The organism is Pseudomonas sp. TTU2014-080ASC (genome assembly GCF_001446935.1).
Taxonomy (GTDB): domain Bacteria; phylum Pseudomonadota; class Gammaproteobacteria; order Pseudomonadales; family Pseudomonadaceae; genus Aquipseudomonas.
This window is the reverse complement of sequence record NZ_LKKK01000012.1, coordinates 262,274-287,485: the sequence shown is the minus strand read 5'-3', so window position 1 is coordinate 287,485 and position 25,212 is coordinate 262,274. Positions and strand designations below refer to the sequence as shown.

Genomic DNA, 25,212 nt, shown 5'->3' with positions numbered 1-25,212 from the left:
CGCGAAATGGGCGTCAGTCGCCGCGAGTGACGTTAAGCCCTTTGAGCAAGTTGAGAGCCTGGCTCAGCTGGTAGTCGTCATCCTGTGGCCGGCTTTGGGCTGCGGTTTTACCCTTGCTTGGGCGGTCTGCACCGCCGTTGCCGTTCCCCAGGTGCCCTTGCAGATCGGCTTCCTTGATACTGGTGATGTCCTGCTCGCGGGTGACTTTGGCGCGGGCTACTTCGATGTCCGGGACAATGCCCTGAGCCTGAATCGAGCGGCCTTTCGGGGTGAAGTACAGCGCCGTGGTGAGTTTCAGTGCACGGTCATTATTCAGAGGCAGCACTGTTTGCACCGAGCCCTTACCGAAACTGTCGGTGCCCATCACCACGCCACGCTTGTGATCCTGCAGTGCCCCCGCAACGATTTCGGAGGCCGAGGCGCTGCCGCCGTTGATCAATACGACCAGAGGTGCGCTGTCGCTGGCATCAGCCGGATCGGCGTTAAAGCGCAGCTCAGAGTTGGCGATGCGGCCTTCGGTGTAGACGATCAGGCCTTTCTTGAGGAAGTGGTCAGAGACTTCCACTGCCGCCTGCAGGACACCGCCTGGGTTGTTGCGCAAGTCGAGGATAATGCCGCGCAGACGCTTGCCGTAATCCTTGCGCATCTTGTCCAGGGCTTTGCCGACTTCTTCGCCGGTGTTGACCTGGAACTGGCTGATGCGGATATAGCCGTAGCCGTCCTCAAGGAACTGGCTCTTCACACTTTTAACTTTGATGACGGCGCGTGTCAGGGACACGTCGAATGGCTTGCCTCCATCCCGTACGATGGTCAGCTCAATCTTGCTGCCGGACTTGCCGCGCATCAGGTCTACCGCTTCCATCATCGACATGCCCTTGGTCGGGTGGCCGTCGATCTTCACGATCAGGTCGCCTGGCTGGATGCCTGCGGCGGAGGCCGGGGTGTCGTCGATAGGGGAGACCACTTTGATGAAACCGTCTTCGGTACCGATCTCGATACCAAGTCCGCCGAATTCGCCGCTGGTGCTTTCCTGCAGGTCGCGGAAGTCTTCCGGCTCCAGGTAGGCCGAATGCGGATCAAGGTTGCTGAGCATGCCTTTTATGGCGTTCTCCAGCAGCGTCTTGTCGCTTACGGGTTCCACATAGGCCGACTTGATGCGGTCCATGACCTCAGCAAAGGTTCGCAGCTCGTCCAGCGGCAGCGGGGCACTGCTGTCGACGCTGACGTCTTCGGACGGAGTGGCCATGGCGGCCGTATTACCCAGCAGGGCAAGGGCGAACGCCAATGTGGTGAGGCGGAACAAATGCGGCATGTCGAACGTACTCCTGTCCTGAATCAGTTAACGCAACACTTATCCTTGTGCGCGACACCATTGAGCGGGGTCGATGGCGCGCCCCTGCTGACGAATTGCAAAATACAGCGCTGGGGTATCCTGACCGCCGCTGTTGCCAACGGTGGAAATGGCTTCACCCGCTTCAACCACATCGCCGGCATCTTTAAGCAGGCTCTGGTTGTGGCCGTAAAGGCTCAGGTAGCCGTTGCCGTGATCCAGGATCACCAGCAGGCCTGCACCACGCAGCCAGTCTGCAAAGACGACGCGACCGCCGTGAATGGCACGAACTTGTGTACCGGCAGCTGCGCCAATCATCACTCCGTCCCATTTCGCCCGGGAGTCATCGCCTCGCGGAGCACCGTAGCGGGCGACCAGGCGTCCGTTAACTGGCCATGGCAGTTTGCCCCGGGCGCTGGCAAACGGGCCGCCATACGTTGCGCCTGAACTTACTAATGGACCACTGGTATTGGTATTGGTGCTGCGCCGTGGCTGTTCTTGTTGAGCGAGTAAGGCGCGCTTACGGGCCTCTTCAGCTTCCCGGGCTTGGCGGGCCAGGGTTTCTTCAATAGTTTTCAGCACACGCTGAAGGTTAGCCTGATCCTGCTGGCGGGCCTTGAGTCTTTGGTCGCGTGCCGCGTAATCCTTGTTCAGTTTAGCCAGTGCCAGCTGACGCTCTTTGCGGACGGCCGCGAGTTGCTCGCGGCGACTGTCCAACTGGGCTTTCTGCTCGGCTAATTGGGTTTGATGATCAAGGATGTCTTTCTCGACGTTAGCCAGTTGGCGCAGGGTTTCGTTGAACGAGTCGAGCTGTTCTTTGCGCGCCTGACTCAGGTAATCGTAGTAGGTCAGGGTGCGGGAGAATTTTTCCGGGTTTTGCTGGTTGAGCAGGAGCTTGAGGTATTCCTGGCGGCCGCCGCTCTGATAGGTGGCTCTGGCCTGGATGCCGATCAGCCGTTGTTGCTCGATACGCGCACCCTCAAGTTTTTTTTTCTCCTCGCCGAGCCGTTTGATCTCGCTCTCACTGCTGTTCATCTCGTGTTGCAGGTCTTTAACCTGGCGCTCGAGCTGACCCATCTCGCTTTCAGTCTTTTTCAGGCTCTGCTGCACGCCGGATTTTTCCTGCTGCAGCTTCTCCAGCAGTTTTTTTAGCTCGGTGATATCGGCGCGGGCCGCTTCCAGTTGCTTCTGGGTCGCCGCTTTGTCATCCGCATGAGCTGGCGTCAGGGCAAGGGCGAGGAAAATCAGGGCTAGGGCACGGAACATGGGGTTGGCAGTACCTAAGGCGTGGAGCTTCGTAGTATGCCTAAAAACGCAGGCAGGTTGCTTGTCTTCAATAGTGTATGAGATCAGACATTGCCGCTGTGAGTGCAGTCAGAGATTTGTTGCATCTGAGCTGGCATTGCGCCAGCTCAGATGTGTGTGCTTAGTGTAGCTCAACGATGCTGGTGCCCGTCATCTCCGCAGGTACCGGCAGCCCCATCAGGGTCAGCAGGGTTGGCGCGACGTCGGCCAGTACACCGCCTGTGCGGATGCTGGCGGCGCGTTTGCCGACGTAGATAAAGGGAACCGGTTCACAGGTGTGGGCAGTGTGGGCCTGACCAGTGGTTTCATCGGCCATCTGCTCGACGTTGCCGTGGTCGGCGGTGATCAGCGCTTCGCCGCCGACTTTATCCAGCGCCTCAACAATGCGGCCGATGCAGCTGTCCAGGCATTCAACAGCGGCTACGGCGGCAGAGAACACGCCGGTATGGCCGACCATGTCGCCGTTGGCGTAGTTGACGATGATCACGTCGTAACGCTGATTTTCAATCGCGTCGACGATCTTGTCGGTCACTTCCGGGGCGCTCATCTGCGGCTGCAGATCGTAGGTGGCGACGTTCGGCGACGGAATGAGGATGCGCTCTTCGCCGGCGAACGGGTCTTCACGGCCACCGGAGAAGAAGAAGGTGACGTGGGCGTACTTCTCAGTTTCAGCAATGCGCAGCTGGGTTTTGCCGTTGTTGGCCAGGTACTCGCCGAGTACGTTGGTCAGCGCCTCCGGCTTAAACGCGCTTGGAGTCTGAATGCTGGCTGCGTACTGGGTGAGCATTATGAAGCCAGCCAGTTGCGGTACGCGGGCACGCTGGAAACCCTGGAAGCCGTCTTCAACGAAGGCGCGGGTCAATTCGCGGGCGCGGTCGGCGCGGAAGTTCATGAAGACGATCGTGTCGCCGTCTTCAACCGTAACTGCTTCGCCGATGGTGGTGGCTTTAACGAACTCGTCGCTCTCGTCGCGCTGGTAGGCTGCGGCCAGACCTTCGCTGGCACTGGCGTAGCTGAAGTCGGCTTTGCCATCGACGATCAGGTTGTAGGCCTGCTCAACGCGATCCCAACGGTTGTCGCGGTCCATGGCGTAGTAGCGGCCGATCAGGCTGGCGATGCGGCCTTTGCCCAGCTTGGCGAAGGTGGCATCAAGCAGTTCGATGGAGCTTTGCGCGCTGCGCGGCGGGGTGTCGCGGCCGTCGAGGAAGGCGTGCAGGTAGATCTTCTCAGCGCCACGTTGAGCGGCCAGCTCTGCCATCGCTACCAGGTGATCCTGATGGCTGTGCACACCGCCATCCGACAGAAGGCCGAGAATGTGTACTGCTTTGCCAGCTTTAACGGCTTTATCCACAGCTTCGGTGATGGCGGCATTAGTGAAAAACTCGCCGTCGCGGATAGCTTTGGTTACCCGGGTAAAGTCCTGGTACACCACACGGCCTGCGCCGAGGTTCATGTGACCGACTTCCGAGTTGCCCATCTGGCCGTCCGGCAAACCCACGTCCATGCCGCTACCGGAGATCAGCCCGTGTGGCTGAGTGGCGCGCAAACGGTCGTAGTTCGGCGTGTTCGCCGCCATGATGGCGTTGGACTCAGGGTTGTCGCTGTGGCCGAAGCCATCAAGGATCATCAGTACCAGTGGTTTTGGCGTGGCGCTCATAAACGCAGGCTCGCTGTGTATATAAAGGGGCGAAAAGACTCGGCATTTTACGGCCAAGGAGAATAAAGGTCACGGTCGGCGGGCTTTGGCCGACCCTAGTGGCTGTGTATACTTGCCGACATTTTATCGTCCCGGAACTCTACGATGCTTGCCAACCTGATTGAATTTGTCTCTACCCACTATGTACTGAGCGGATCGTTCGTAGTGCTGCTGACGTTGCTGATTTTCACCGAGTCGCGCAAAGGCGGCCGCAGCCTCAGCACCCGTGAACTGACAGCATTGGTCAACAGTGACCAGGGCGTTGTGGTGGATGTGCGCGCTCAGAAAGACTTTTCCGGCGGGCACATTGTGGATGCGCTGAATATTCCGTACGACAAGCTGTCGACCCGTATCGTTGAGCTCGAGAAGCACAAGGCCAAGACCATTATTGTGGTTGACGCCATGGGCCAGCATTCCGGTACCGTATGCCGCGAGCTGAAAAAGGCCGGTTATACCGCCGCCAAACTGTCGGGCGGTATCAGCAGCTGGCGTGGCGATAATCTGCCGCTGGTGAAGTGATATGCAGCCTGTTGTCATCTATTCGAGCGATTGGTGCCCGTATTGTATCCGTGCCAAACAGCTGCTCAGCCATAAAGGCGTGCTGTTTGAGGAGATCCGTGTCGATGGTCAACCCGATGTACGTGCGGAAATGGCCCGTAAGGCCCAGCGCACATCGGTGCCACAGATCTGGATTGGTGAGACCCACGTAGGTGGTTGTGATGATCTGTACGCTCTGGAGCGCGCTGGCAAGCTGGACGCGCTGCTCAAGGGTTGATTGATTTCTATTTGAACGAACTGAACCAAAGGAAGGCTTAATAATGACCGAACAAGCTAGCAACGGCGCTGCGCAAGGCGAACAGGCTGCTCAATTCTCCCTGCAGCGTATCTATGTGCGTGACTTGTCCTTTGAAGCCCCGAAAAGCCCGGAAATCTTCCGTCAGGAGTGGGCTCCTAATGTTTCCATGGACCTGAATACCCGTCAGAAGGCCCTCGAGGGTGATTTCTACGAAGTGGTGCTGACAGTTTCGGTCACAGTTAAGACTGGCGAAGAAGTTGCCTTCATCGCTGAAGTACAGCAGGCCGGTATCTTCCTGATCAAGGGCCTGGACGCGGCGGCTATGAGCCACACGCTGGGCGCTTTCTGCCCGAATATCCTGTTCCCGTACGCTCGCGAAGCGCTGGACAACCTGGTGACCCGTGGTTCGTTCCCGGCGCTGATGCTGTCTCCGGTGAACTTCGATGCGCTGTACGCGCAAGAGCTGCAGCGCATGCAGCAAGCTGGCGAAGCGACTTCCCACTAAGGGTTGGCGCGCTGCTTGAAAAAACGCCCTTCGGGGCGTTTTTTTATGGGACTTTAAACACGTGGTGGGTACGCCTTTGGCCTTACCGCACCCTACAGAAGCATACGTAACGTAGGGTGTGGTAAGTCTGCGAAGCAGATTACCCACCGTTCGATTTAGCTGCCACGCGCTAATTTGGGCACGGGCCTCAGATAGCTCACTGCGCCTCGGCAAACCCCTGCTGCCGCCAGGCTTCATACACGGCCACGGCTACAGTGTTGGAGAGGTTGAGGCTGCGGCAGCCTTCGCGCATGGGCAGGCGCAGGCGTTGTTCGGGCGGTACGCTGTTGCGGATGTCTTCCGGCAGGCCACGGCTTTCCGGGCCGAACAGGAAGGCATCACCGGGCTGGTAGCTGACGTCGTGGAATGGCTGGCTGCCTTTGGTGGTAAAGGCGAAAACCCGGGGATTGCCAATGCTCGCCAGGCAGCTGTCCAGGTCCGGATGGCGTTGCAGGGTGGCGTACTCGTGATAATCCAGTCCGGCGCGGCGCAGGCGTTTATCATCCAGCTCGAAGCCTAAAGGCTCGATCAGGTGCAGGTGGCAGCCGCTGTTGGCGCAGAGCCTGATAATGTTGCCGGTGTTCGGCGGTATTTCCGGTTGAAAAAGGATTACGTGAAACATGCGCGGTTCCAGCCCTGAAGACGGCGACTATTCTACCCCCGATCTGCCGCCGCGGCCTCGTCCGTGGCTGCGAGTTATTGCGTCATTGGCGGTTTTCGCTTTTCTGATCGGTCTGATGATCGGGCGATTGGTGCACCCTGATCCGCAATGGCTGCGCGACGTACGGGTGATTGATCAGGGGCTGGAGCTGTGGTTTGACCAGGAGCCTAAGCCGCAAGTGGGCGAAGCTGAAGGCGTTTTCCTGCTGCGTATCGAGAGCTTTGGTAAGGAAGGTAGCGGTCAGCTGCAGGTGGGCGGTCATCGCGCCAACTGGCGTATCGTGCGGGAGCGTAGAGATTTGCTGCTGAAGGTGGTGGCGGCCCGTCCGCTTCAGGGCACGTGGCGTGCTCAGGAAGCGGACGGTCGCTGGCGGCTGGTGATCAGCCTAACGCAGTAATAAAAGAGGGGATTCCCCGGCCTGCCTGTACCAAGGTCCCCAAAACTGGGAATTGCTTATGTATATGCAGAGCCCGTGCCAACTTTTAAAAAATCGATGGAGTGCCCGTATTTGTTGGGCTGTGAGGGATTTCTCAGTGTTTGCCTGCCTGTTTTCTCAAACGCAGCGGCATCTGGTCGTGCACCAGTCTGAGGCTGCGTGCCTTGTTATGGAGCCAGATGGGGCGTGAGAGAGTCTGGGGCGCATTGGCTCGGGAGCCGTTAAGCCAGGCAAATGTCGATGCCAGCCCGAAATGCGTCTGATGACGGGGCTGCTGCAGTGGGATACGAAGGAGGGGAAGCAGGCGGCGCGGGCGCGCCGCCTGGAGGTGCGATCAGTCGTCGCTATCGTCGCCGTCATCACCGTCGCCACCGGCGACGTTCATGCCCAGCTCTTTGATCTTGCGGGTCAGGGTGTTGCGGCCCCAGCCCAGTAGCACGGCTGCGTCGCGACGGCGGCCAGCGGTGTGTTTGAGGGCGGTTTCGATCATGATCCGCTCGAACGCCGGTACGGCGCTGTCCAGCAGACTGGATTGGCCGCGCGCCAGGGACTGATCGGCCCACTGACGCAGCGCTTGTTCCCAGTTGCTGACCGGGGCGCTTTCCTGAGGCTGGCTGAGCAGTTCCGGCGGCAGGTCATCAATATGCACTTCACGGCCTGAAGCCATGACGGTGATCCAGCGGCAGGTGTTTTCCAGTTGGCGGACGTTGCCCGGCCAGGCCAGGTTGCGCAGGTACTCTTCGGTTTCGCTCTTAAGAATCTTCGGCTCGACGGCCAGCTCGGTGGCGGCGCGGCCGAGGAAGTGGCGGGCCAGCGTCGGAATGTCTTCGCGACGATCGGCCAGGCGTGGAATGTGGATACGGATCACGTTGAGGCGGTGGAATAAGTCCTCACGGAATTTGCCGGCCTGTACCAGGCTTTCCAGATTCTGGTGGGTCGCCGCAATGATGCGTACGTCCACTTTAACCGGCGTATGGCCGCCGACGCGGTAGAACTCGCCATCGGCCAGTACGCGCAGCAGGCGGGTTTGGGTATCGGCGGGCATGTCGCCGATTTCGTCGAGGAACAGGGTGCCGCCATCGGCCTGCTCAAAGCGGCCACGACGCTGGTTGGCTGCGCCGGTGAATGCGCCCTTCTCGTGGCCGAACAGCTCGGACTCCATCAAATCTTTTGGAATCGCCGCCATGTTAAGGGCGATGAACGGAGACGCTGCGCGCGGGCTGTGACGGTGTAGGGCGTGAGCGACCAGCTCTTTACCAGTTCCGGACTCGCCGTTGATCAGCACAGTAATGTTGGAGTGGCTGAGGCGGCCGATGGCGCGGAAGACTTCCTGCATGGCCGGTGCTTCACCGATGATTTCCGGGGTGCGCGGCTGTTCGGTCGGGGCTGCCAGGCTTTGCTGCTCTTTGGCGTGCTGGTTGGCGCGTTTGACCAGGGAGACGGCTTCATCCACATCAAACGGTTTGGGCAGGTATTCGAAGGCACCACCCTGATAGGAGGCCACCGCACTGTCCAGATCGGAGTGGGCGGTCATGATGATGACCGGCAGGCGTGGATACAGTTCGCGGATACGTGCCAGCAGATCAAGGCCACTGGCGCCGGGCATGCGGATGTCGGAGATGATGACGTCCGGCTGCTGACGGCTGAGGCGGTTGAGGACACCGTCTGCACTGTCGAAACTTTGAGTGGTCATGCCTTCCTGTTGCAGGGCCTTTTCCAGCACCCAGCGGATAGAGCGATCATCATCGACAATCCAGACGGTTTCACTGTGATTCATGACGGGGCAACTCCTTGTTCCAGAGGCAGGAAGACTGAGAATACGGTGTGGCCGGGATAGCTCTCGCATTCGATCAGTCCCTGGTGCTGACTGATGATGTTCTGGGTGATTGCCAGGCCAAGGCCGGTGCCGTCGGCACGCCCGCTGACCATGGGATAGAAAATGGTTTCCTGTAGTTCCGGCGGGATGCCGGGGCCGTTATCGATAATTTCAATCTTGGCCACGAGCCGGTGGCGGGTGTGACCGATGGTGAACTGACGCATGGTGCGGGTGCGCAGGGTGATGCGCCCGGGGTGCTGCTCGGTGCTGTAGGCCAGGGCCTGCATGGCGTTGCGGACGATGTTGAGTACCGCCTGGATCATTTGTTCGCGGTCGATCAGCACATCTGGGATGCTCGGATCGTAATCGCGCACCAGGACGATGCTGCCCTGGCTTTCGGCTTCGATCAGGCTGCTGACCCGTTCCAGCACTTCGTGGATATTGGTCAGGCTCAGGGTCGGTAATTTGTTTGAACCGAGCATGCGGTCGACCAAATTACGCAGGCGGTCGGCTTCTTCAATGATCACATTGGTGTAATCACGCAGGCTCTCTTCCGGCAGCTCACGGGCCAGCAGCTGGGCTGCGCCACGGATGCCTCCGAGCGGATTTTTGATCTCATGGGCAAGGCCGCGCACGAGCATCTTGGTGGTTTCCTGCTTGGACAGCTGCGCTTCTTCTTTAGTGATGCGAAGCAGTCGGTCGCGCGGGTGAATCTCCAGCAGCAACAGGGTTTCGCCCTGGTTGAGCACTGGTGTCACGGCGTAATCGACAGTCAGCGGCTGGCCGTTGAGGGTGGTCAGAACCGTCTCGCGTTTGTTGAACGGATGCGCTTGGGCAACGGCAATGTGCAGCGCATTGAGGGCTTCTGCTGATTCGGTGAACAGTTCGTTGATGAACTGGCCATGGCTGCGCTGGCCGCTGACAGCCAGCAGCATCTCTGCTGCCGGGTTCATGTATTCAAGACGCAGTTCGCCGTTGAGCAGCAGTGTGGCGGTCGTCAGGTTATCGAGCAGTAATCGGTGTAACGAGTCGTTGATAATCATGGCCTGGCCTGCTGAGGTTTCGCTTCCAGCCTGCAGGCATGGTGGCGTATGGGGTTGGACCTCGTCTGGCGTAGCCGGTTTTTCCTAGTGCGCGTGGTAATAAGCAAACCTCACTCCTGTCATGAACAGAAACTGCTGAAGCGGACTGCCCTCGCGCCTTGGCGAACTGCTCACAGCTCCTGAAAAACGTGGCTACTGAGTGGGTAAATGCAAAAAGCAAACCAAAGCCCCGAAAAGATGCGTGATTTGGACCGGTGTGCCCGTTTTCGCAGCTTCGCGTGTTGTCTCGGTGCTTTTTATGACCCAGAACAGGGACAGTATAGGAATAAGTTGACGGCATTTGCACCAAATTGGTGCAAATAAGTGTCTGCGATGGGAAGGATACGTGTCGTGCGTAGGTTAAATGAACGGCACAAAAGGAATGTCGGGCTCAGGCTTGGGTTTGTCGCGGATTGGGCATTCCGGGCGGACGCCGTAATCATCTTTTTTGCACGGGTTAACTTTGCGCTTTTGTGTCAGAGAAATGCGCTGCATGTGGAAGGGCTGGCTGGGCGTGCGTTCGACAATCCGGCCCTGCTCATCGACGATCTCAATGGCGATCTGGTGAGTGCCCCGGTCGATATTTTCCAGGGCAAACACCGGGCTGGTTTGCGGCTCGCCCTGAGGCTGGCCGTCCATCACCAGACGATAACGGTGTTTAGGGAACAAGCCAGGCTCACTGTCAGCAGTCACGATCAGGTTGCCAGCGCTATCACGAATGGTGGTGTCGGGCAGCGGAATTAAAATGCGCAGCACGTGATAGCGCAATTGGGGCGCTTCGATAACGGCAGGGGCCTGCGGCGCCTGATATTCATAAGAAGGCATGCTGTTGCTCGGGGCCAGTTGCACTGGCTTGGCAGTGCTGGAGCGCGGCTTGTCAGTGAATACGCGGTTCCCTTCAGCATCTATGTAGGTATACACCTGAGCCAGAGCGGGCAGGGCTAGCAGCATCAGGCTGCACAACAGCAGTTTGCGCATAGTCGATCAAATGGCCTTGTGTTTAAGGTGCAGGCTTGGGTTGTGGTTTAGGCGGGCGAGTGGCCGGGTTGTTGGTGTGTACGCGTTGGACCGTAAAGGTTTGGGTTTGGCTGGTCTGCAATGGCGTGTCACCACTGAGTACCTCAACCGCCAGGCTGTGTTCGCCGCGATCAATGTTGGTCAATTGCAGGCGCGGTGCTGTAGTTGGCTTGCCGTAAGGGCGACCATCCAGCAGTAAACGCAGGGAATGACCGCTTTGCAGGCGTGGTTGAATTTCAACGCCCACACTAAACGTGCCGTTGTTGGCGCGGATAGCGTCTGCCGAAGGCAGGTCTTTAAGACGCAGCACAGTGTAGGCAGCCGATTGTTCGGCGGTCTCGGTGTGACTTGGCATGTCGACAGGTGCTTGCGCTTCAACGGTGTTGGTCGGTGCCAGCTCGATGGTCTGAGCGGTGCGGCCTTCCGGCGGTTGATCGCTGTACACGACATTGCCGCGATCATCGGTGTATTTGTAAATCTGCGCAGAAGCAGGCAATGCTAAGGCGCAAAACAGAAACACGGTTAGCAGGCGCATGGGCAGCAATCCCTTGGTTTGCGGTGCTGTAAGCCTTGCATTGCTGGTGCTGCTTGGCAAGTCAGTACGCTTGTAATGTTTTTCTAATGCTGCTGTCAGAGGGGCAGGTCGTACGCAATGGACTGTGTCAGCCTGACCAGGGTGCGTGTAACTATGCTTCGCGTTAAGGGGATGTGTGTGAAGGTGATACAGCGCTTTTTGATTCTGCTGGTGATGAGTCTGTCACTGGCCTCTCCGGCTTTTGCAGCCTTGCCGGGGCTGCCTGGCAGTGGCGATAAGTCCGAGCAGAAAATTTCTGACGCGCAGTTGGAGCAGTCCCTGAATCAGGTGATTCAGGTGCTGGAGAACGACAAGCAGCGCGCGGATATGCTGAAGAAGCTCAAACAGCTGCGTGATGTCACAGAGAAAAATAAGCAGGAAAGTGGCGGAGTGCTGGGCCTGCTCGGCGAGACCATCGGCAGCTTCGAGCGTCAGTTTCAGGGTGAAAACAGCCCGTTAGTGCTGTGGACCAAGAAACTTGAGAAGACTCAGGAGGAGCTGGTCGCCCGGGCTCCGTCGTGGCAGCAGTGGCCGGAGATGGTGCTGGATTTTGCGATGGTCATTCTGATCTGGGGCTGCGTGGCGGTGGGCTTGCGTTGGTTGGCCAGGCGCATGCAGCAGCGCTTCGGCCTGGAGCAGGAGCTGCCACAAAACCCGAAAACCCGCGACCTGATGCTGTTCGCCGTGCGCAAGCTCGGGCCGTGGCTGATTGCCTTCCTGATCACTCTGTACTTTGCCGTGGCGCTGCCCAGCTCGCTGGGACGCATGCTGGCGATGATCACCGCCTATGTGCTGGTCTGCGGTACGTTGATTTCAGCCCTGTGTGTGATTTCGCTGTCGCTGATCAGTGGCCCTCACCGCACACCTGCTCTGAACATTCTGCGCCGCAAGGCCTTCCGCCCGTTGTGGCTGATTGGCAGCTTGGCTACGCTCGGCGAGGTGGTGCATGACCCGCGCGTGGTTGAAGGACTGGGGGTGTACACCTCGCTGTCGATTGCCTCAGTGGCAAATATTCTGGCAGCAACCCTGACGGCTATTTTTGCTCTCAAATTCCGTCGCCCGATTGCTCACCTGATCCGTAACCAGCCTCTGCAGCGCCGCCTCAAACAGCGCGGCGTGCAGGAGCTGATCGAGGTAGTGGGCAGCCTGTGGTATGTGCCGGTTTTGTTGCTGGTGGGTACGTCGTTGGTGGCCACGGTGATGACCGCCGGTGACAGCAGCGCCACTCTGCGTCGGGCTTTACTGTGCTCGGTGATTGCGGTGGTGTGGCTGACCGTTAACGGTTTGATCCGCAGGGCTCATACGCGTCCGCCACGGGCCGGACACCGCCAGAGCGCGCCGTATGTTGAGCAGCTGAAGAAGTTTTTCTACACCTTGGTGCACCTGGGCACGGTGCTGGTCTTCCTTGAGATCGGCCTGCGGGTGTGGGGCATGTCGCTGCTGAGTTATGCCGAAGGCGAGGGCTCGGCCATCAGTATTAAGGTGGTCAGTTTCGCCACGACCCTGATTTTTGCTTGGTTAGCCTGGATTCTTGCTGATACGGCGATTCAGCACGTACTCGGGCTGGGGGCGAAAAATCGTACCAGCACCCGCGCGCTGACCATGCTTCCGCTGATCCGCAACGTGATTTTCGTAACCATCGCCATCATTGCCCTGATTGTGGCACTGGCGAATATGGGGATGAACGTCACGCCGCTGCTGGCCGGTGCCGGTGTTATCGGTTTGGCAATCGGTTTTGGTGCGCAGTCGCTGGTGGCGGACCTGATTACCGGCCTGTTCATCATCATCGAAGACTCGCTGTCGATTGATGACTATGTAGATGTGGGCGGGCATCTGGGGACAGTTGAGGCGCTGACTATTCGCACTGTTCGCCTGCGTGACTTGGATGGTGTGGTGCACACCGTGCCGTTCAGCGAGATCAAAACGATCAAGAACTACTCGCGCCAGTTCGGCTATGCCATGTTCCGCTGGCCGGTGCCGGCGACGATGCCGATCAATGATGCGCTGGCGCTGGTGCGCGAGGTCGCAGGTGAACTGCGTAACGACCGGGTTGTCAGCCGCAACATCTGGTCGCCGCTGGAAATGCAGGGGGTGGAAAGTTTTGACAACGGTCAGGCGATCCTGCGCTTCCGTTTCAAAACGGCACCGATCAAGCAGTGGGAGGTGCAGCGCGCTTTTAATCTGCTTCTGCGGCAGAAACTGGATGCGCGGGGTTTGGAGTTGGCCATGCCGCGTCTGAACGTGCAGCTGACCCGGCCCAGGGCCGCCACCGCCGGTGCGCCGGACGAAGAGGCTTAAGCGCACGCGGGCAGGCCGCCGAAACACTCCGGCGGCCTGTTGTTTTAGAACATGCTGTTGTCGTTGGCAGCGGTTTCCGGTACGTCCTGAACCACATCCCAATGCTCGGTGATGCGGTTGTTCTCTACGCGGAAGATATCCACGATGGCCTGGCCGCGGTCAGTCGGGTTGTTGGTGAAGTGCACGTGCAGGTAGACCAAATCGCCGTCAGTGGCGCTACGCACAATTTTGGCGCGGGCCTCGGGGTTTTCCTTAAAGAACCCGCGAAAGTAATCCACCATCGGCGCTTTGCCGTCCGGGACATAGGGATTGTGCTGGCGGTAGTTATCGGTCAGCACCTTGGCGGCCTCGTCAATCTTGTGCTGATTGAAAAACTGATCATAGAAGGCCAGCACCAGTGTACGGTTGGCTTCTTCCTGTTTCAGATCACGGCTGGTTTCTGCCGCATGCAGCAGGCCGCTGCTTAGCAGCGTACAAGCCAGAACGGTGGCGGCGAATAGGCGGGTAATTAGCATCGGCTCACTCCTGTTGGAGATGCTTAGGGAACACGGCGCAGCCGTGCGTGGGAATCGGAGCTTTAGTCTCAAGTTTGTCCCTGCTCTACAATGTAGACCATGGGAATTCACGGAGGTTACAGCCCGCTGCGATGCCCCACAAGAAGTCATCAGGCGGCGACCAGGTCACTGCGCGTTGACCGCTTATTCAGATCAATTAGGTGAAAAATGGCGAAAAATCCAGCTGCGCTTACCCACCCATGTCCGATACGCGGTGTGCTCGACCGTTTGGGAGATCAATGGAGTTTGTTGGTCTTACTGGAGTTGGGCGAAGGCACGATGCGCTTTAACGAGTTGGGGCGCGAAGTGGGGGATATCTCCAAGCAGATGCTCTCGCGGACCCTTAAGCGCCTGGAACAAGATGGTTTTGTGCAGCGCACGTTGTATGCCGAAGTGCCGCCTCGGGTTGAGTATTGCCTGACAGAACTGGGGCGCTCCTTTCTGGTGCCGATGAATGCGCTGATCGATTGGGCCAGCGAGAACCGCCCGTTGATCGATGAGGCCCGGCGGCAGGCCGACCCACAGCCGTAAAAAAGCCCCCGCCAGCGGACTGGCGGAGGCTCGGTGGCATCAGGGCGGGGAATTACAGGCCGCTCTTCACCTTGGTCCAGATGCGGGTGCGGACGCGGTCGACGTCCATTGGCATCGCTTCCAGCGAGTAGAACGTGTTCATCTGCTCGGCTGCCGGGTAGATGCGGCGGTCATCCAGTACCGCTTTGTCGACCAGTGAATCAGCGGATGGAACGGCGTTGGCGTACTGCACGTAGTTAGTGATTTTGGCGATCACTTCCGGCTGCAGCAGATAGTTCATGAACGCGTAGCCTGCCTCTTCATTTCCGGCATCAGCGGGCATGGTGACCATGTCAAACCAGATCGGAACGCCTTCTTTCGGAATGCTGTATTCGATCTTTATGCCGTTCTTGGCTTCAGCCGCACGGTTGGCTGCTTGCAGGATGTCTCCGGAGAAACCAACTGCTACGCAGATGTCACCGTTGGCCAGGTCGCCGATGTACTTGGAGGAGTGGAAATAGCGGATGTTCTTGCGCACTTCCAGCAGCTTTTCTTCCGCTAGTTTGTAGTCATCCAGGTTTTTGCTGTGATGCGGCAGGCCGAGGTAGTGCAGGGTGATCGGCAGTAGCTCCGGACCGTTGTCGAGAACGGCGACGCCGCACTGGGCCAGCTTGCTGAGGTTTTCGGGCTTGAAGATAGCGTCCCAGGAACTCATCACCGCGTCGTCGCCCAGCAGCTCGCGGACTTTGTCGACGTTATAACCAATGCCGGTGGTGCCCCACAGGTACGGGAAGCCGTGCTTGTTGCCTGGGTCGTTGACTTCCAGTGCTTTGAGCAGAGTCGGGTTGATGTTTTTCCAGTTGGGGATACGGCTCTTATCAAGCTCTTTCAGGGCACCACGCTGAATCTGGCGGGCCATGTAGTGGTCAGAAGGGAAGACCACGTCGTAGCCAGAGCGGCCGGCTGAGAGTTTGGCGTCCAGCGTTTCGTTGCTGTCGTAAACGTCGTAGTGAGCCTTGATGCCAGTGGTTTCCTGGAACTCCTTAATGGTGTCCGGGGCGATGTAATCGCTCCAGTTATAAATGCGTACAGATTCCGCGGCCTGACTGATACTGCTGACTAACAGCAGGGGGACTAACTTCTTCAGCATGGGATACCTCATCGTATTTATCGGTTTTATCGAAGCGGCAGTTCAAGAGTAAGTGTTGGCCTGCGATTGTTGGCTTTTTAAGCAGGTTGTGGTTTGTGCATGTTCTCCCTGAAGTTCCGGTTGCTGAGGGTGCTGGTGCTGTTTTTACAGGGCCGAATCACCGACAGGCGGTATGAAGGTACAACTTCCGCACTCAAAGTGGCAGAAGTCTTGTGGCTCAATTTGCTTTGGGGCTGTACTGGCATGTAACGAGGCATTTCAGCCTGAAAAAAAGCCCCCGCAGATTGCTCTGGCGGAGGCCTTCAATTGGGTGAGGGTGGCTGTGAGTTACAGGCCGCTCTTAACCTTGCTCCAGATGCGCGTGCGAACACGGTCGATGTTCAGCGGCATGGCTTCCAGGGCGTAGAAGGTTTTCATCTGCTCGTCAGTCGGATAGATGCGAGTGTCAGTGCGGATGGCCTCATCCACCAGCTCAGTGGCTGGCACTACGGCGTTGGGGTATTGCACGTAGTTGGTGATTTTGGCCATCACCTGCGGCTCAAGTAGGTAGTTGATGAAGGCGTAACCGGCTTCCTCGTTGGTGGAGTCGGCCGGCATGGTGATCATGTCGAACCAGATCGGCACACCTTCTTTCGGGATGCGGTACTCAATGTTCAGGCCGTTCTTAGCTTCAGCCGCACGGTTGGCAGCCTGCAGGATGTCGCCGGAGAAACCTACGGCTACGCAGATGTCACCGTTAGCCAGATCGCCAACATATTTGGAGGAGTGGAAATAGCGCACGTTCTTACGCACTTCCATCAGCTTGGCTTCGGCTTTCTTGTAGTCATCCATGTTCTTGCTGTGGTGCGGCAAGCCCAGGTAGTGCAGGGTAATCGGCAGCAGTTCCGGGCCGTTGTCCAGAATGGCTACGCCGCACTGGGCGAGCTTTTCCAGGTTCTCCGGCTTGAAGATGGCATCCCAGGATTCCATGACGGCGTCGTCGCCCAGCACTTTACGTACCTGATCAACGTTGTAGCCGATACCGGTGGTGCCCCACAGGTAAGGAATACCGTACTGGTTACCCGGATCGTTGCCTTCAAGGGTCTTGAGCAGCACCGGGTTGAGGTTTTTCAGGTTGGGGATGCGGCTCTTGTCCAACGGCTTCAGTGCGCCGCTCTTGATCTGGCGGGCCATGAAGTGGTCAGAGGGGAAGACCACGTCGTAGCCGGAGCGGCCGGCCGACAGTTTGGCGTCCAGGGTTTCGTTGCTGTCGTAGACGTCGTAATGCGCTTTCAGACCGGTCGCTTGTTGAAACTCTTTAATGGTGTCCGGTGCGATGTAATCGCTCCAGTTATAGATACGGACGGTTTCTGCGGCCTGGCTGATGCTGCTGACCAACAGCAGGGGAACTAACTTCTTAAGCATGGGGTACCTCAACGTTCTTATGAGTTCTTATCGAAGCGGTAATACAAGGGCACGATTAGCCGGATAATTCGGGTTATTTGAGCAGGACGTAGGTCTTGCGGACGGTCTCCTCAATGTCCCAGATGCCAAAGGTGTTGGCCGGGAAAAGCATGGCGTCGCCTGCGTTGATCTGAATCGGTTCGCCGCCGTCCGGGGTGAAGGTGCAACGCCCGGAAATGAAGTGGCAGAACTCCTGCTGGGCAATCTGCCGACGCCAGCGGCCCGGTGTGCATTCCCAGACGCCTGCGGCTACACCGTCGGCATGCTCAACGCCCTGGCCGGTGGTGACTGCAACCGGTTCGCCCAGCGGTACGGCCACTGGTGTTGCGTCTGCCAGCGCCATGTTTGGGGTGTTCTTAAAGTGTTCGATGCTCATGGCGTACTCCGATTAACGCATGAAGGTTTCTAGGGTGTTAGCCAGCGTGATGGCCAGCCGGCGGCGCCAGGTGGCGCTGTCGGGTTTGGCCAGCACCTGGTCTTCGTGGACAAAGCTTTGGATGATCGCGTTGTAACCCAGCCAGCGCAGGGGTTCAGGCTCCCAGCCAGAGAGAGTGCTCAGCGGTTTGTCGCCCAGCACCCAGGGCTGTTGGGTGAGCTGGGTTTGTTTGCCCAGAATCAGGTCGGCCAAGGTGCGGCCGCCCAGATTGGTTGCGCCCACACCTTCGCCGCCGTAACCGCCGGAGAGGGCGATTCCGTTGCTGCGGTCTACCAGCATATGTGGGCGGAAGCGCCGGGCCATGCCCAGGTTGCCGCCCCAAGCGTGGGTGATGCGGACATCTTTAAGCTGCGGGAACAGCTCGCAGTACAGGTAACGGCGCAGTTCGCGCTCATCGGTGGTCAGATTAAAGTCGGTGCGCAGCTTGCCGCCGAAGCGATAGCCTCCACGGGCGCCGAATACCAGACGGTTGTCAGCTGTGCGCTGGCCGTATGTGACCTGACGGCTCCATTCGCTGAAAGCCTGACCACGGTCCAGGCCGATACTGGCCCAGATCTCATTGCTGAGCGGTTCAGTGGCAACGATCAGACTTTGCACCGGTAACTGGTATTTGCCCAGTGGCGGCAGGCTGGCAGCGTAACCCTCTACGGCAGGGACAACCCAGTCGGCACGGACGCTGCCGCGGTCGGTGCGGATCAGGCCTTTTTCCCAATGGCTAACACGGCTCTGCTCGTACAGTTCAACGCCCATGCCGATCAGGCAGTGGGCCAGACCACGTGCCAACTTGGCAGGCTGAATGGTTGCGCAGTGCGGTGAGTAGATCGCGCCGTAGGCGTTGTGGATACGTAATTGCTGATCCAGCTCTTCACGGGACAGCCAGCGGTAATCCGCCTCTGTGTGGCCTTGTGCGTGATAACTGTCGAGTTGCGCGCGCAGGGTGTCGCGCTGCTCGGGATAGCGTGCTGCGCAATACAGCGAGCCGCCTTTGCGGTAATCGCAGTCGATTTGCTCGCGCTGCAGCACCTGCGCTACTTCGTCCGGAATGCCGTGCAGCACTTCATGGGCAGTGTGGCGATCGTGGGCGGAGAGTTTGGCCAGCAGGCGGTCTTCACCGAGCATCGCTCCCATCAGCCAGCCGCCGTTGCGGCCTGATGCACCAAAACCGGCAGTTTCTGCCTCAAGGATGACGATGCGCAGGTTCGGAGCCTGACGCTTGAGGTAATAGGCCGTCCACATACCGGTGTATCCGGCACCAATGATGGCGACGTCGGCCTGTATGTCTTCGGTCAGTGCGGGGCGGGGAGTCAGCGGGTCATCCAGCTGATCCATCCACAGACTGATGGAGCGCCATGCTTCCACGAGTTCGTCTCCGGCAGATGTTCTTAATTGAGCCTGAGACTAGTGAAGTAAATTAAGAGTTGTCTTATATGCGTGCCCGCAAGGAAATTTCCTTGAGATAGGCCTTAGGCGACTGACCAGTGTGTTCGCGGAAGCATTTATAGAAGGCCGACAGTGAGTTGAAGCCTGAAGCAAAGGCGAGGTCGTCCACTGATGACGGTGATGGATTGTGTTGCAGGCTTTCCAGCAGATGCTGCAGGCGCTTGTTGTTGATATAGCGGTAGAAACTCTGCCCCAGCACCTGATTGAGCAGGTGTGAAACCTGATTGCGTGTGTAGCCGGTGTCAGCGGCGACCTGCTGCAGATTCAGCTGTGGGTTCAGGTAGGGCTGCTGACGCTGCATGTATTCATCAAGGTCCTGCGCCATCTGCCCGAGCTGGCGGGCACTGAGGCCCAGCCGGCTGAGTACTGGGCGCGGGTCGGTATTGGCCTGCTCGCGGTCATCACTGCGGATTAGCGTGGCGTACTCGTTGACCCGCCAGATCAGCCCGTCCAGCACGGTGATCGCTTCACATGAACGAAACGCGGCCAGCCCGTTCTGGCTGTGCAGGTGAATGCAGCACTGGATAAATGCAGTGCTGCCATCGAAGCGCAGGCGGTCTGTGTGTTCCAGGGTTTCGCCGGGGTGGCGCGGTAGGTTGTTACGCACGTAATCGCGCAGCTCGGCATAACCCATGAAGCGCTGCTGAAAGAAGTCCACATACTGCACGTCCGGGTGATACAGCGCCATCACGCCGTCCAGATCACGGGCTTTCCAGCACTCGTGATAGCGCATCACAGTCGCGCGGGTCTGCTCGGTCTGGGCTGCATCATCGGGGATTTCGTACGTAGTCATTGCCATTGAACTTCGATCTGATGGTACCGAGGTTGATTCAGTCTCACTCAAGGCCGCTGAGGATCAGCGCTGCTTAGGAATATAAGCGCAATAACCAGGGCGCGGGCCAATGCGCGGATGATTACGGCAGGTGTCCGGGCGCTTGTCGTAGATGGTGCACAAGCGGGTCTTGCGATCCAGATAGTAGCAATCGTTATTGCTCATGCGCACCAGAGTGAAAATTCCCGACTTCTGGCTGAAACGCTCAACGATCCCTTCTTTCTGCAAGCGTTTGGCGATGTTCTTTGGCGGCTCGCTGCGCTCGAACTCATCCACCACACCGATGCGGATCAAATCATTCAGGCGCACTTCCACCGGTAATGTGCAGCAGGTGGAGTTACAGCTGTGGCACATATCGCTGGTGTATTTAGCCCAGGTTTCCAGGCGGTCGACTTCGGCTGCGGCAATCAGGTTGTTTTTCATCAGGCAGGCATGTGTGGTTTGAGCGGCGGGCGATGATAACGGCAGTGGCGAATTTGTGAATGACTATCTGCCGGTTGGCTATGTTTTGCACAGCTTTTGCCGTAAAAGCTGTCTTCGGATTGTGACGATGTATCGCAGCTTTCAAGTAGGGCCATAGTTTTCCAGGTCATATACTGCTGCCAGATCGTATCCGCGATAGGAGCCGGCTTGTCGCGATTACCGACTAAGGGGTGCTTGGATGCAGTGGGTTTACATGGCGGTTGGTTTGGTGTTGGGCGCGCTGGCGGATGAAACGCTCAGCTCGGCTCTGATCGGTGCACTGTTGGGGCTGGGTATCGGCCAAGCCTTAAAGCTACGAGGACTGGAGCGTGAGAACAACAAGCTGGAGTCCCAGCTGAAGGTTGTCTCAACGCAATTCGAGCAGAGCGCAAACAGCCTCAAGGCGCGCTTGGATGAGCTGGAAAAAGCCCCGGTTTCGGCTTTGCAAACCCTGCCTGACAGCGCTCTGCCTGCTTTAACTCCCGTTACACCTGAGGTGGCCGAGCCAGATCCTGCGCTTGCACAGGAGGCCGATGACAAGCTCGACCTGGACTGGACGCTGGATTTTGATCAGCTGCAACACTCAACTCCAGACAGCAGCGAGCAGGACAGCGCAGCGCAGTGGAATGAGCCGGCATCTGCTGAGTCGCGTCAGCCAACGCTGATTGAGCGAGGGTATGCCGCTGCCAAAAACTGGCTGCTAGGTGGAAACACAGTACTGCGCGTCGGTGTGGTGCTGTTGTTTTTGGGCCTGGCATTTTTGCTGCGTTACGCCACCGAAGGCGTGGTGGTACCGGTTGAGCTGCGTTATGCCGGCGTGGCGGCCAGTGCGCTGGCGCTGTTGGGGCTGGGCTGGTGGCTGCGCAAGCGTAATCCGAACTACGCCTTGATGGTGCAAGGCGCCGGTGTTGCGGTGCTGTACCTGACGGTCTTCGCGGCGATGCGCTTGCACCCGCTGCTCGACCCCAGCATGGCGTTCGCGATGTTGGTACTGGTCACACTGTTCTCGGCGATTCTGGCGGTTAAACAGGATGCGCTGGTGCTGGCTGCCGCAGCGGCGTTAGGTGGCTTCGCCGCACCTATCCTGGCGTCTACTGGTAGCGGTAGCCATGTAGCGCTGTTCAGCTACTTTGCCTTGCTCAATACCGGCATTTTCGCCATTGCCTGGTTCAAGGCCTGGCGGCAGCTCAACCTCATCGGCATGGTCGGCACCTTTAGTATCGGCCTCGCCTGGGGGCTGCGTTCTTATACGCCGGAGTTGCTGTGGAGCACTGAGCCGTTCCTGATTCTGTTCTTCCTGATGTATGTGGCGATTGGGCTACTGTTTGCCCGGCGCAAGTTGCGCGAGGCCGAGGATGCGCCCAGCGTGCCCGGCGAGATGTTGCGTTGGGCAGCGCGCAAAGGTGATTACATTGATGCCAGCGTGCTGTTCGGGCCGCCGCTGGTGGGCTTTGGCTTGCAGTTTGCGGTGGTGCAGCACATTGAGTTTGCTGCGGCATTCAGCGCGCTTGGCTTAGGACTGTTCTATCTGCTGCTGGCGCGGCTGCTAGTGGAGCGCACGGGTAATCGTGCGGCGTTGTTGGTGGAAACCTGTCTGGCATTGGGCGTGGTCTTTGCCAGTTTGGCGATCCCGCTGGGGTTGGATGCCAATTGGACCTCGGCCGTTTGGGCGCTAGAGGGCGCGGGCATCTATTGGTTGGGGCTACGCCAGCAACGCAAACTCGCCCGTGCTTTTGCCCTGCTGCTGCAGTTTGGTGCGGCGCTGGCCTTCCTTATCGGGCTGCGCCCAGGCGACTCCACGCTGCTGGATGGTTCTGCGCTGGGCGCGTTGATGCTTGCTGTGGCGTTGCTGTTTAGCTACTGGCAATTGCGTCACAGCGGCACTGAGCTGAGCACCCATTGGGAGCGCCGAGGTATATCGCTACTGGCTAGCAGTGGGCTGGGCTTCTTTTATCTGATCGCGCCGCTGTTGTTCGCGGTACAGGGCACGGCAACCTGTTGGGCCGTGGCCGGGTTGCTGACGTTATGGATTGGTTTGCGCTTGCCGGCACGTAGTTTTCTGCTCTGCGCCTTTGCCGTGCAACTGCTGGGTGGGTTGCTGTTTCTGGCGATTAGCCCGCTGCTTGGGCATTTGAATGCAGAAGGCTTGCGTCCGTTGGCGCATGGCGACTTCTGGGCACCGCTGGTGCTGGGGATCACGGCATTAGTAGGCGCGTGGAAATTGCAGCAGCAAGCGCAGCGTGAAGGTGCCATTAGCTTGGGTAATTTCAGCCTGCTCGGCCTCTCGCAGTTGTTGATGCTATGGGGCGCTGCCTGGTGGGCGCTGGCGCTGAGTAGCGAGGTACTGCGTTTTGTCGATGGCGATAGCCAAGCCAGTGCTTTGCTGCTGGTTCTGACCGGAAGCGTAGCGCTGGCGGCTTATCTGGCCGGGCGGGTGCGTTGGACCGGGCTGGGCGTGCTCTGCTGCCTGCTGACGCCGCTGGCCGGTGTGGTGCTGTTGTATGCCTGGCATGAGCAGTATCACCCTGCGGCAAATTGGGGGTGGCTGGCCTGGGGGCTGCTGTTTGCCGTGCACTTCTGGTCGTTGCGTCGGCTTGCTGGCCTGCTGCCGAGCGGGGCGCTGAGTACTGCCCATGTACTGGGCTGCTGGTTGCTACTGGGCGTGCTGTCGTTGGAGCTGCGTTACCTGTTTATGAGTTTGGCCGAGCATTACAACGCCTGGCGCTGGTTGGGCTGGGCGCTGCTGCCGAGTGCTTATTTGTGGCTGATGTCGCTGCACAGGCGCTGGCCATGGCCGTTGGCTGCGTATCCACGGGAGTACCAAGTGCTGGCGGCGGCTCCGCTGGCGCTGTTGCTGTTGGGCTGGTTCTGGCTGGCCAATGTGATGAGCGCCGGGGATGCCGAGCCGCTGGGCTATCTGCCGCTGCTTAACCCGCTGGAACTGGGGCTGTTATTTGCCTTGGGTGCGGTGTTCCTCTGGGCGCAGAAGGGCTTGCCGGTGCTGGGGATGAGCGTCGCGCACAGTCGCGTGCTAAACCAAGCTGTGCTGGGCGCGTCGCTGTTTGCGCTGCTGACCGCCATGGTGATGCGCACGGTTCATCATTGGGCCGCGGTGCCGTATGAGTTGAATGCGCTGCTGGACTCGATGCTGGTGCAAGCTGGCTTGTCGATCGTCTGGACCCTGATTGCCTTGCCGCTGATGGTCTTCGGCAATCGACGCGGGAAGCGTGAGCTGTGGCTGATCGGGGCCGTATTGATCGCCTTGGTGGTGGCCAAACTATTCTTTGTGGAACTGGGCAATCGGGGCGGCCTTGAGCGCATCGTGTCGTTTATTGGCGTAGGCGTGTTGCTGCTGATTGTCGGCTATTTCGCGCCGTTGCCAGCGCGCAAGGTGGGTATGGATAAGTCGCAGGAGCCAACATGAAGCGTTGCCTGATGGCGGGGGTTGCATGTGCAGGGATGATGGTTGCTGCACTGGGCTGGGCTCAGGAGCAACTGGACGACTATGCGCAGCAGCTTCCTCTGGAACTCTCTGGCGAAGGGCCTTGGTATCGCCTGGATATTCCCATGGCGCTGCATTTTGCTGCGAACTATGGCGACTTGCGCGACCTGCGGGTCTTCAACGGCGAGGGGCAGGCTTTGGCCTATGCGCTGGTGGCGGGGCAGGGCGAGGCAAGAGCTAGCCAGCAAGAGCACCGCGTAAAGTGGTTCCCGCTGTATGCCGGAGAGGGTGACGATCACGCCGTGCCGAGCCTGCGGGTGCAGCGTGGCACAGGCGGCACCTTGATCGAGTTGCTCGACGAGCCTGCGCAGGCGAAGCCGGCAGTGCTGAGGGGCTGGTTGCTGGATGCGAGTGCGGTAGACGATTCACTGGTGCAATTGCAGTTGGACTGGAGTGGCCCGCAAGAGGGTTTTCAGCGTTTCACTATCGAGGCCAGTGATGACCTTAAGAGTTGGCGGCCATGGGGCACAGGCCAACTGGCGCGCCTGAGTTTTGCTGACGAGCGTGTTGAACAGCGCCACGTGGAGCTGCCGGGGCAAAAAGCACGTTACCTGCGTTTGTTGTGGCAAAACCCTGAGCAGGCACCGCAACTAACCGCCGCTAGTCTGCGCAGTCAGCGCACTGAAACAGCTCCAGCGCCGCTGGTGTGGTCGCAAACCCTTGCCGCAACCCACGCAGCCAATGGTGAATACCACTGGCACCTGCCGAAGGGCTTACCGTTACAGCGCATGCAGGTTGAACTCAGTCAGCCCAACAGTTTGGCTCCGGTGCGTGTCAGCGGCCGCAGCGAAGAAAAAACCAGCTGGCAGCCTCTGGCGCAGGGGCTGCTATATCGCTTGCCGGAGAGCGGGGATGAGATTGTTCAGGATGAGCTGACGTTACCGGGCTGGCCCGTGCAGCAACTGCGCGTGCAGGTCGATGAACGCGGTGGCGGGCTTGGCCGTGACCCTCAGATCAAAGTGGCGTTGCGGGCTAGCCAACTGGTGTTTTTGCAGCGTGGCAGCCCGCCTTACCGTCTGGCATTAGGCCGTGCCAATGTGCAGTCGGCAGCCTTACCGCTGACTACGCTGATTCCCGGTTACCAACCGCAACGTCTGCAACAGCTGGGCAGCGCTGAGGTGCAGCTACCCGCGGCTGACGCGCTTGTGCAAAAACAGTCGGCAGCACCCAAACAGGATTGGAGGCGCTGGGGTTTATGGCTGGTGTTGTTGCTTGGCGTGGGCTTGCTGGCAGCGATGGCGTTTAGCGTGTCGCGTCGCCCGAGTACTGAATAGGGGGCATCGACAGGTTTACTACGCAAAAAACGTCGGCACAGCGTGTTTAATTTC

At 58.8% G+C, this 25,212-nt stretch carries 23 protein-coding genes; 8 read left to right on the top strand and 15 right to left on the bottom strand.

Going from position 1 to position 25,212, the window contains the following annotated elements; translation table 11 throughout:
• Positions 1–13 precede the first annotated feature (13 nt).
• The 3 genes from AO726_RS16060 to gpmI form a co-directional block, all read right to left on the bottom strand.
• A complete protein-coding gene (locus AO726_RS16060) occupies positions 14–1,312 on the bottom strand; it encodes a S41 family peptidase (RefSeq protein ID WP_058069109.1) in 1,299 nt (432 codons plus the stop codon).
• 39 nt (positions 1,313–1,351) lie between these two features.
• Entirely contained in the window at positions 1,352–2,596 is a 1,245-nt protein-coding gene (locus tag AO726_RS16055; protein WP_058069108.1) for a murein hydrolase activator EnvC family protein, read from the bottom strand.
• A 160-nt stretch (positions 2,597–2,756) separates the two neighbouring features.
• Complete coding sequence (gene gpmI / locus AO726_RS16050; RefSeq protein ID WP_058069107.1) at positions 2,757–4,292, bottom strand: 2,3-bisphosphoglycerate-independent phosphoglycerate mutase; 1,536 nt, start codon at positions 4,290–4,292, stop codon at positions 2,757–2,759.
• A 144-nt stretch (positions 4,293–4,436) separates the two neighbouring features.
• Between gpmI and AO726_RS16045 the strand changes: the two genes are divergently transcribed.
• The 3 genes from AO726_RS16045 to secB are packed head-to-tail and all read left to right on the top strand — an operon-like array spanning position 4,437 to position 5,632.
• The gene (locus AO726_RS16045) at positions 4,437–4,850 is read left to right on the top strand and encodes a rhodanese-like domain-containing protein (RefSeq protein ID WP_058069106.1); all 414 of its coding nucleotides are present in this window, start codon (positions 4,437–4,439) and stop codon (positions 4,848–4,850) included.
• Position 4,851: 1 nt separating this feature from the next.
• The gene (gene grxC, locus AO726_RS16040; protein WP_058069105.1) at positions 4,852–5,106 is read left to right on the top strand and encodes a glutaredoxin 3; all 255 of its coding nucleotides are present in this window, start codon (positions 4,852–4,854) and stop codon (positions 5,104–5,106) included.
• A 43-nt stretch (positions 5,107–5,149) separates the two neighbouring features.
• A complete protein-coding gene (gene secB, locus AO726_RS16035) occupies positions 5,150–5,632 on the top strand; it encodes a protein-export chaperone SecB (protein ID WP_058069104.1) in 483 nt (160 codons plus the stop codon).
• Positions 5,633–5,828: 196 nt separating this feature from the next.
• On the opposite strand, the gene trmL is transcribed toward secB, so the two are convergent.
• Positions 5,829–6,293, bottom strand: a complete 465-nt coding sequence (trmL, locus tag AO726_RS16030) for a tRNA (uridine(34)/cytosine(34)/5-carboxymethylaminomethyluridine(34)-2'-O)-methyltransferase TrmL (RefSeq protein ID WP_058069103.1) — start codon at positions 6,291–6,293, stop codon at positions 5,829–5,831.
• Between trmL and AO726_RS16025 the strand changes: the two genes are divergently transcribed.
• Positions 6,292–6,729: a hypothetical protein gene (locus tag AO726_RS16025; RefSeq protein ID WP_058069102.1), complete on the top strand. Its 438-nt coding sequence runs from the start codon at positions 6,292–6,294 to the stop codon at positions 6,727–6,729. The genes trmL and AO726_RS16025 overlap by 2 nt on opposite strands.
• A gap of 373 nt (positions 6,730–7,102) precedes the next feature.
• On the opposite strand, the gene ntrC is transcribed toward AO726_RS16025, so the two are convergent.
• The 4 genes from ntrC to AO726_RS16005 all read right to left on the bottom strand — a co-directional run bounded on the left by ntrC (position 7,103) and on the right by AO726_RS16005 (position 11,218).
• Complete coding sequence (gene ntrC / locus AO726_RS16020; RefSeq protein WP_058069101.1) at positions 7,103–8,545, bottom strand: nitrogen regulation protein NR(I); 1,443 nt, start codon at positions 8,543–8,545, stop codon at positions 7,103–7,105.
• The gene (glnL, locus tag AO726_RS16015) at positions 8,542–9,627 is read right to left on the bottom strand and encodes a nitrogen regulation protein NR(II) (protein ID WP_058069100.1); all 1,086 of its coding nucleotides are present in this window, start codon (positions 9,625–9,627) and stop codon (positions 8,542–8,544) included. The genes ntrC and glnL overlap by 4 nt, the downstream gene beginning before the upstream one ends.
• 399 nt (positions 9,628–10,026) lie before the next feature.
• On the bottom strand, positions 10,027–10,644 hold the full coding sequence (locus AO726_RS16010) for a DUF4124 domain-containing protein (protein WP_058069099.1): 618 nt from the start codon (positions 10,642–10,644) through the stop codon (positions 10,027–10,029).
• A 22-nt stretch (positions 10,645–10,666) separates the two neighbouring features.
• Positions 10,667–11,218 carry a DUF4124 domain-containing protein gene (locus tag AO726_RS16005; RefSeq protein WP_058069098.1) on the bottom strand — a complete coding sequence of 184 codons (552 nt, stop codon included), beginning with the start codon at positions 11,216–11,218 and terminating at the stop codon, positions 10,667–10,669.
• A gap of 153 nt (positions 11,219–11,371) precedes the next feature.
• Between AO726_RS16005 and AO726_RS16000 the strand changes: the two genes are divergently transcribed.
• Complete coding sequence (locus AO726_RS16000; protein WP_152987306.1) at positions 11,372–13,555, top strand: mechanosensitive ion channel family protein; 2,184 nt, start codon at positions 11,372–11,374, stop codon at positions 13,553–13,555.
• Between the two features lie 44 nt (positions 13,556–13,599).
• Here the strand turns inward: AO726_RS16000 and AO726_RS15995 are convergent, their stop codons facing one another.
• Positions 13,600–14,070: a nuclear transport factor 2 family protein gene (locus tag AO726_RS15995; RefSeq protein ID WP_058069097.1), complete on the bottom strand. Its 471-nt coding sequence runs from the start codon at positions 14,068–14,070 to the stop codon at positions 13,600–13,602.
• A gap of 207 nt (positions 14,071–14,277) precedes the next feature.
• On the opposite strand from AO726_RS15995, the gene AO726_RS15990 reads away from it, so the two are divergent.
• Positions 14,278–14,640 carry a winged helix-turn-helix transcriptional regulator gene (locus AO726_RS15990; RefSeq protein ID WP_058069096.1) on the top strand — a complete coding sequence of 121 codons (363 nt, stop codon included), beginning with the start codon at positions 14,278–14,280 and terminating at the stop codon, positions 14,638–14,640.
• Between the two features lie 52 nt (positions 14,641–14,692).
• Here the strand turns inward: AO726_RS15990 and AO726_RS15985 are convergent, their stop codons facing one another.
• The 6 genes from AO726_RS15985 to AO726_RS15960 form a co-directional block, all read right to left on the bottom strand.
• Entirely contained in the window at positions 14,693–15,769 is a 1,077-nt protein-coding gene (locus AO726_RS15985) for a polyamine ABC transporter substrate-binding protein (protein WP_058069095.1), read from the bottom strand.
• Positions 15,770–16,096: 327 nt separating this feature from the next.
• Positions 16,097–17,173: a polyamine ABC transporter substrate-binding protein gene (locus AO726_RS15980; RefSeq protein ID WP_058069094.1), complete on the bottom strand. Its 1,077-nt coding sequence runs from the start codon at positions 17,171–17,173 to the stop codon at positions 16,097–16,099.
• Between the two features lie 73 nt (positions 17,174–17,246).
• Positions 17,247–17,588, bottom strand: a complete 342-nt coding sequence (locus tag AO726_RS15975) for a cupin domain-containing protein (RefSeq protein WP_058069093.1) — start codon at positions 17,586–17,588, stop codon at positions 17,247–17,249.
• Positions 17,589–17,600: 12 nt separating this feature from the next.
• A complete protein-coding gene (locus AO726_RS15970) occupies positions 17,601–19,007 on the bottom strand; it encodes an NAD(P)/FAD-dependent oxidoreductase (RefSeq protein WP_058069092.1) in 1,407 nt (468 codons plus the stop codon).
• 64 nt (positions 19,008–19,071) lie between these two features.
• Entirely contained in the window at positions 19,072–19,881 is an 810-nt protein-coding gene (locus tag AO726_RS15965; RefSeq protein WP_058069213.1) for a helix-turn-helix domain-containing protein, read from the bottom strand.
• Between the two features lie 63 nt (positions 19,882–19,944).
• Positions 19,945–20,343, bottom strand: coding sequence for a YkgJ family cysteine cluster protein (locus AO726_RS15960; RefSeq protein WP_177330561.1), 399 nt, complete (start codon positions 20,341–20,343; stop codon positions 19,945–19,947).
• 238 nt (positions 20,344–20,581) lie between these two features.
• Between AO726_RS15960 and AO726_RS15955 the strand changes: the two genes are divergently transcribed.
• Positions 20,582–23,806 carry a DUF2339 domain-containing protein gene (locus AO726_RS15955; RefSeq protein ID WP_058069090.1) on the top strand — a complete coding sequence of 1,075 codons (3,225 nt, stop codon included), beginning with the start codon at positions 20,582–20,584 and terminating at the stop codon, positions 23,804–23,806.
• Complete coding sequence (locus AO726_RS15950) at positions 23,803–25,158, top strand: DUF3999 domain-containing protein (protein WP_058069089.1); 1,356 nt, start codon at positions 23,803–23,805, stop codon at positions 25,156–25,158. The genes AO726_RS15955 and AO726_RS15950 overlap by 4 nt, the downstream gene beginning before the upstream one ends.
• Positions 25,159–25,212: the final 54 nt, after the last annotated feature.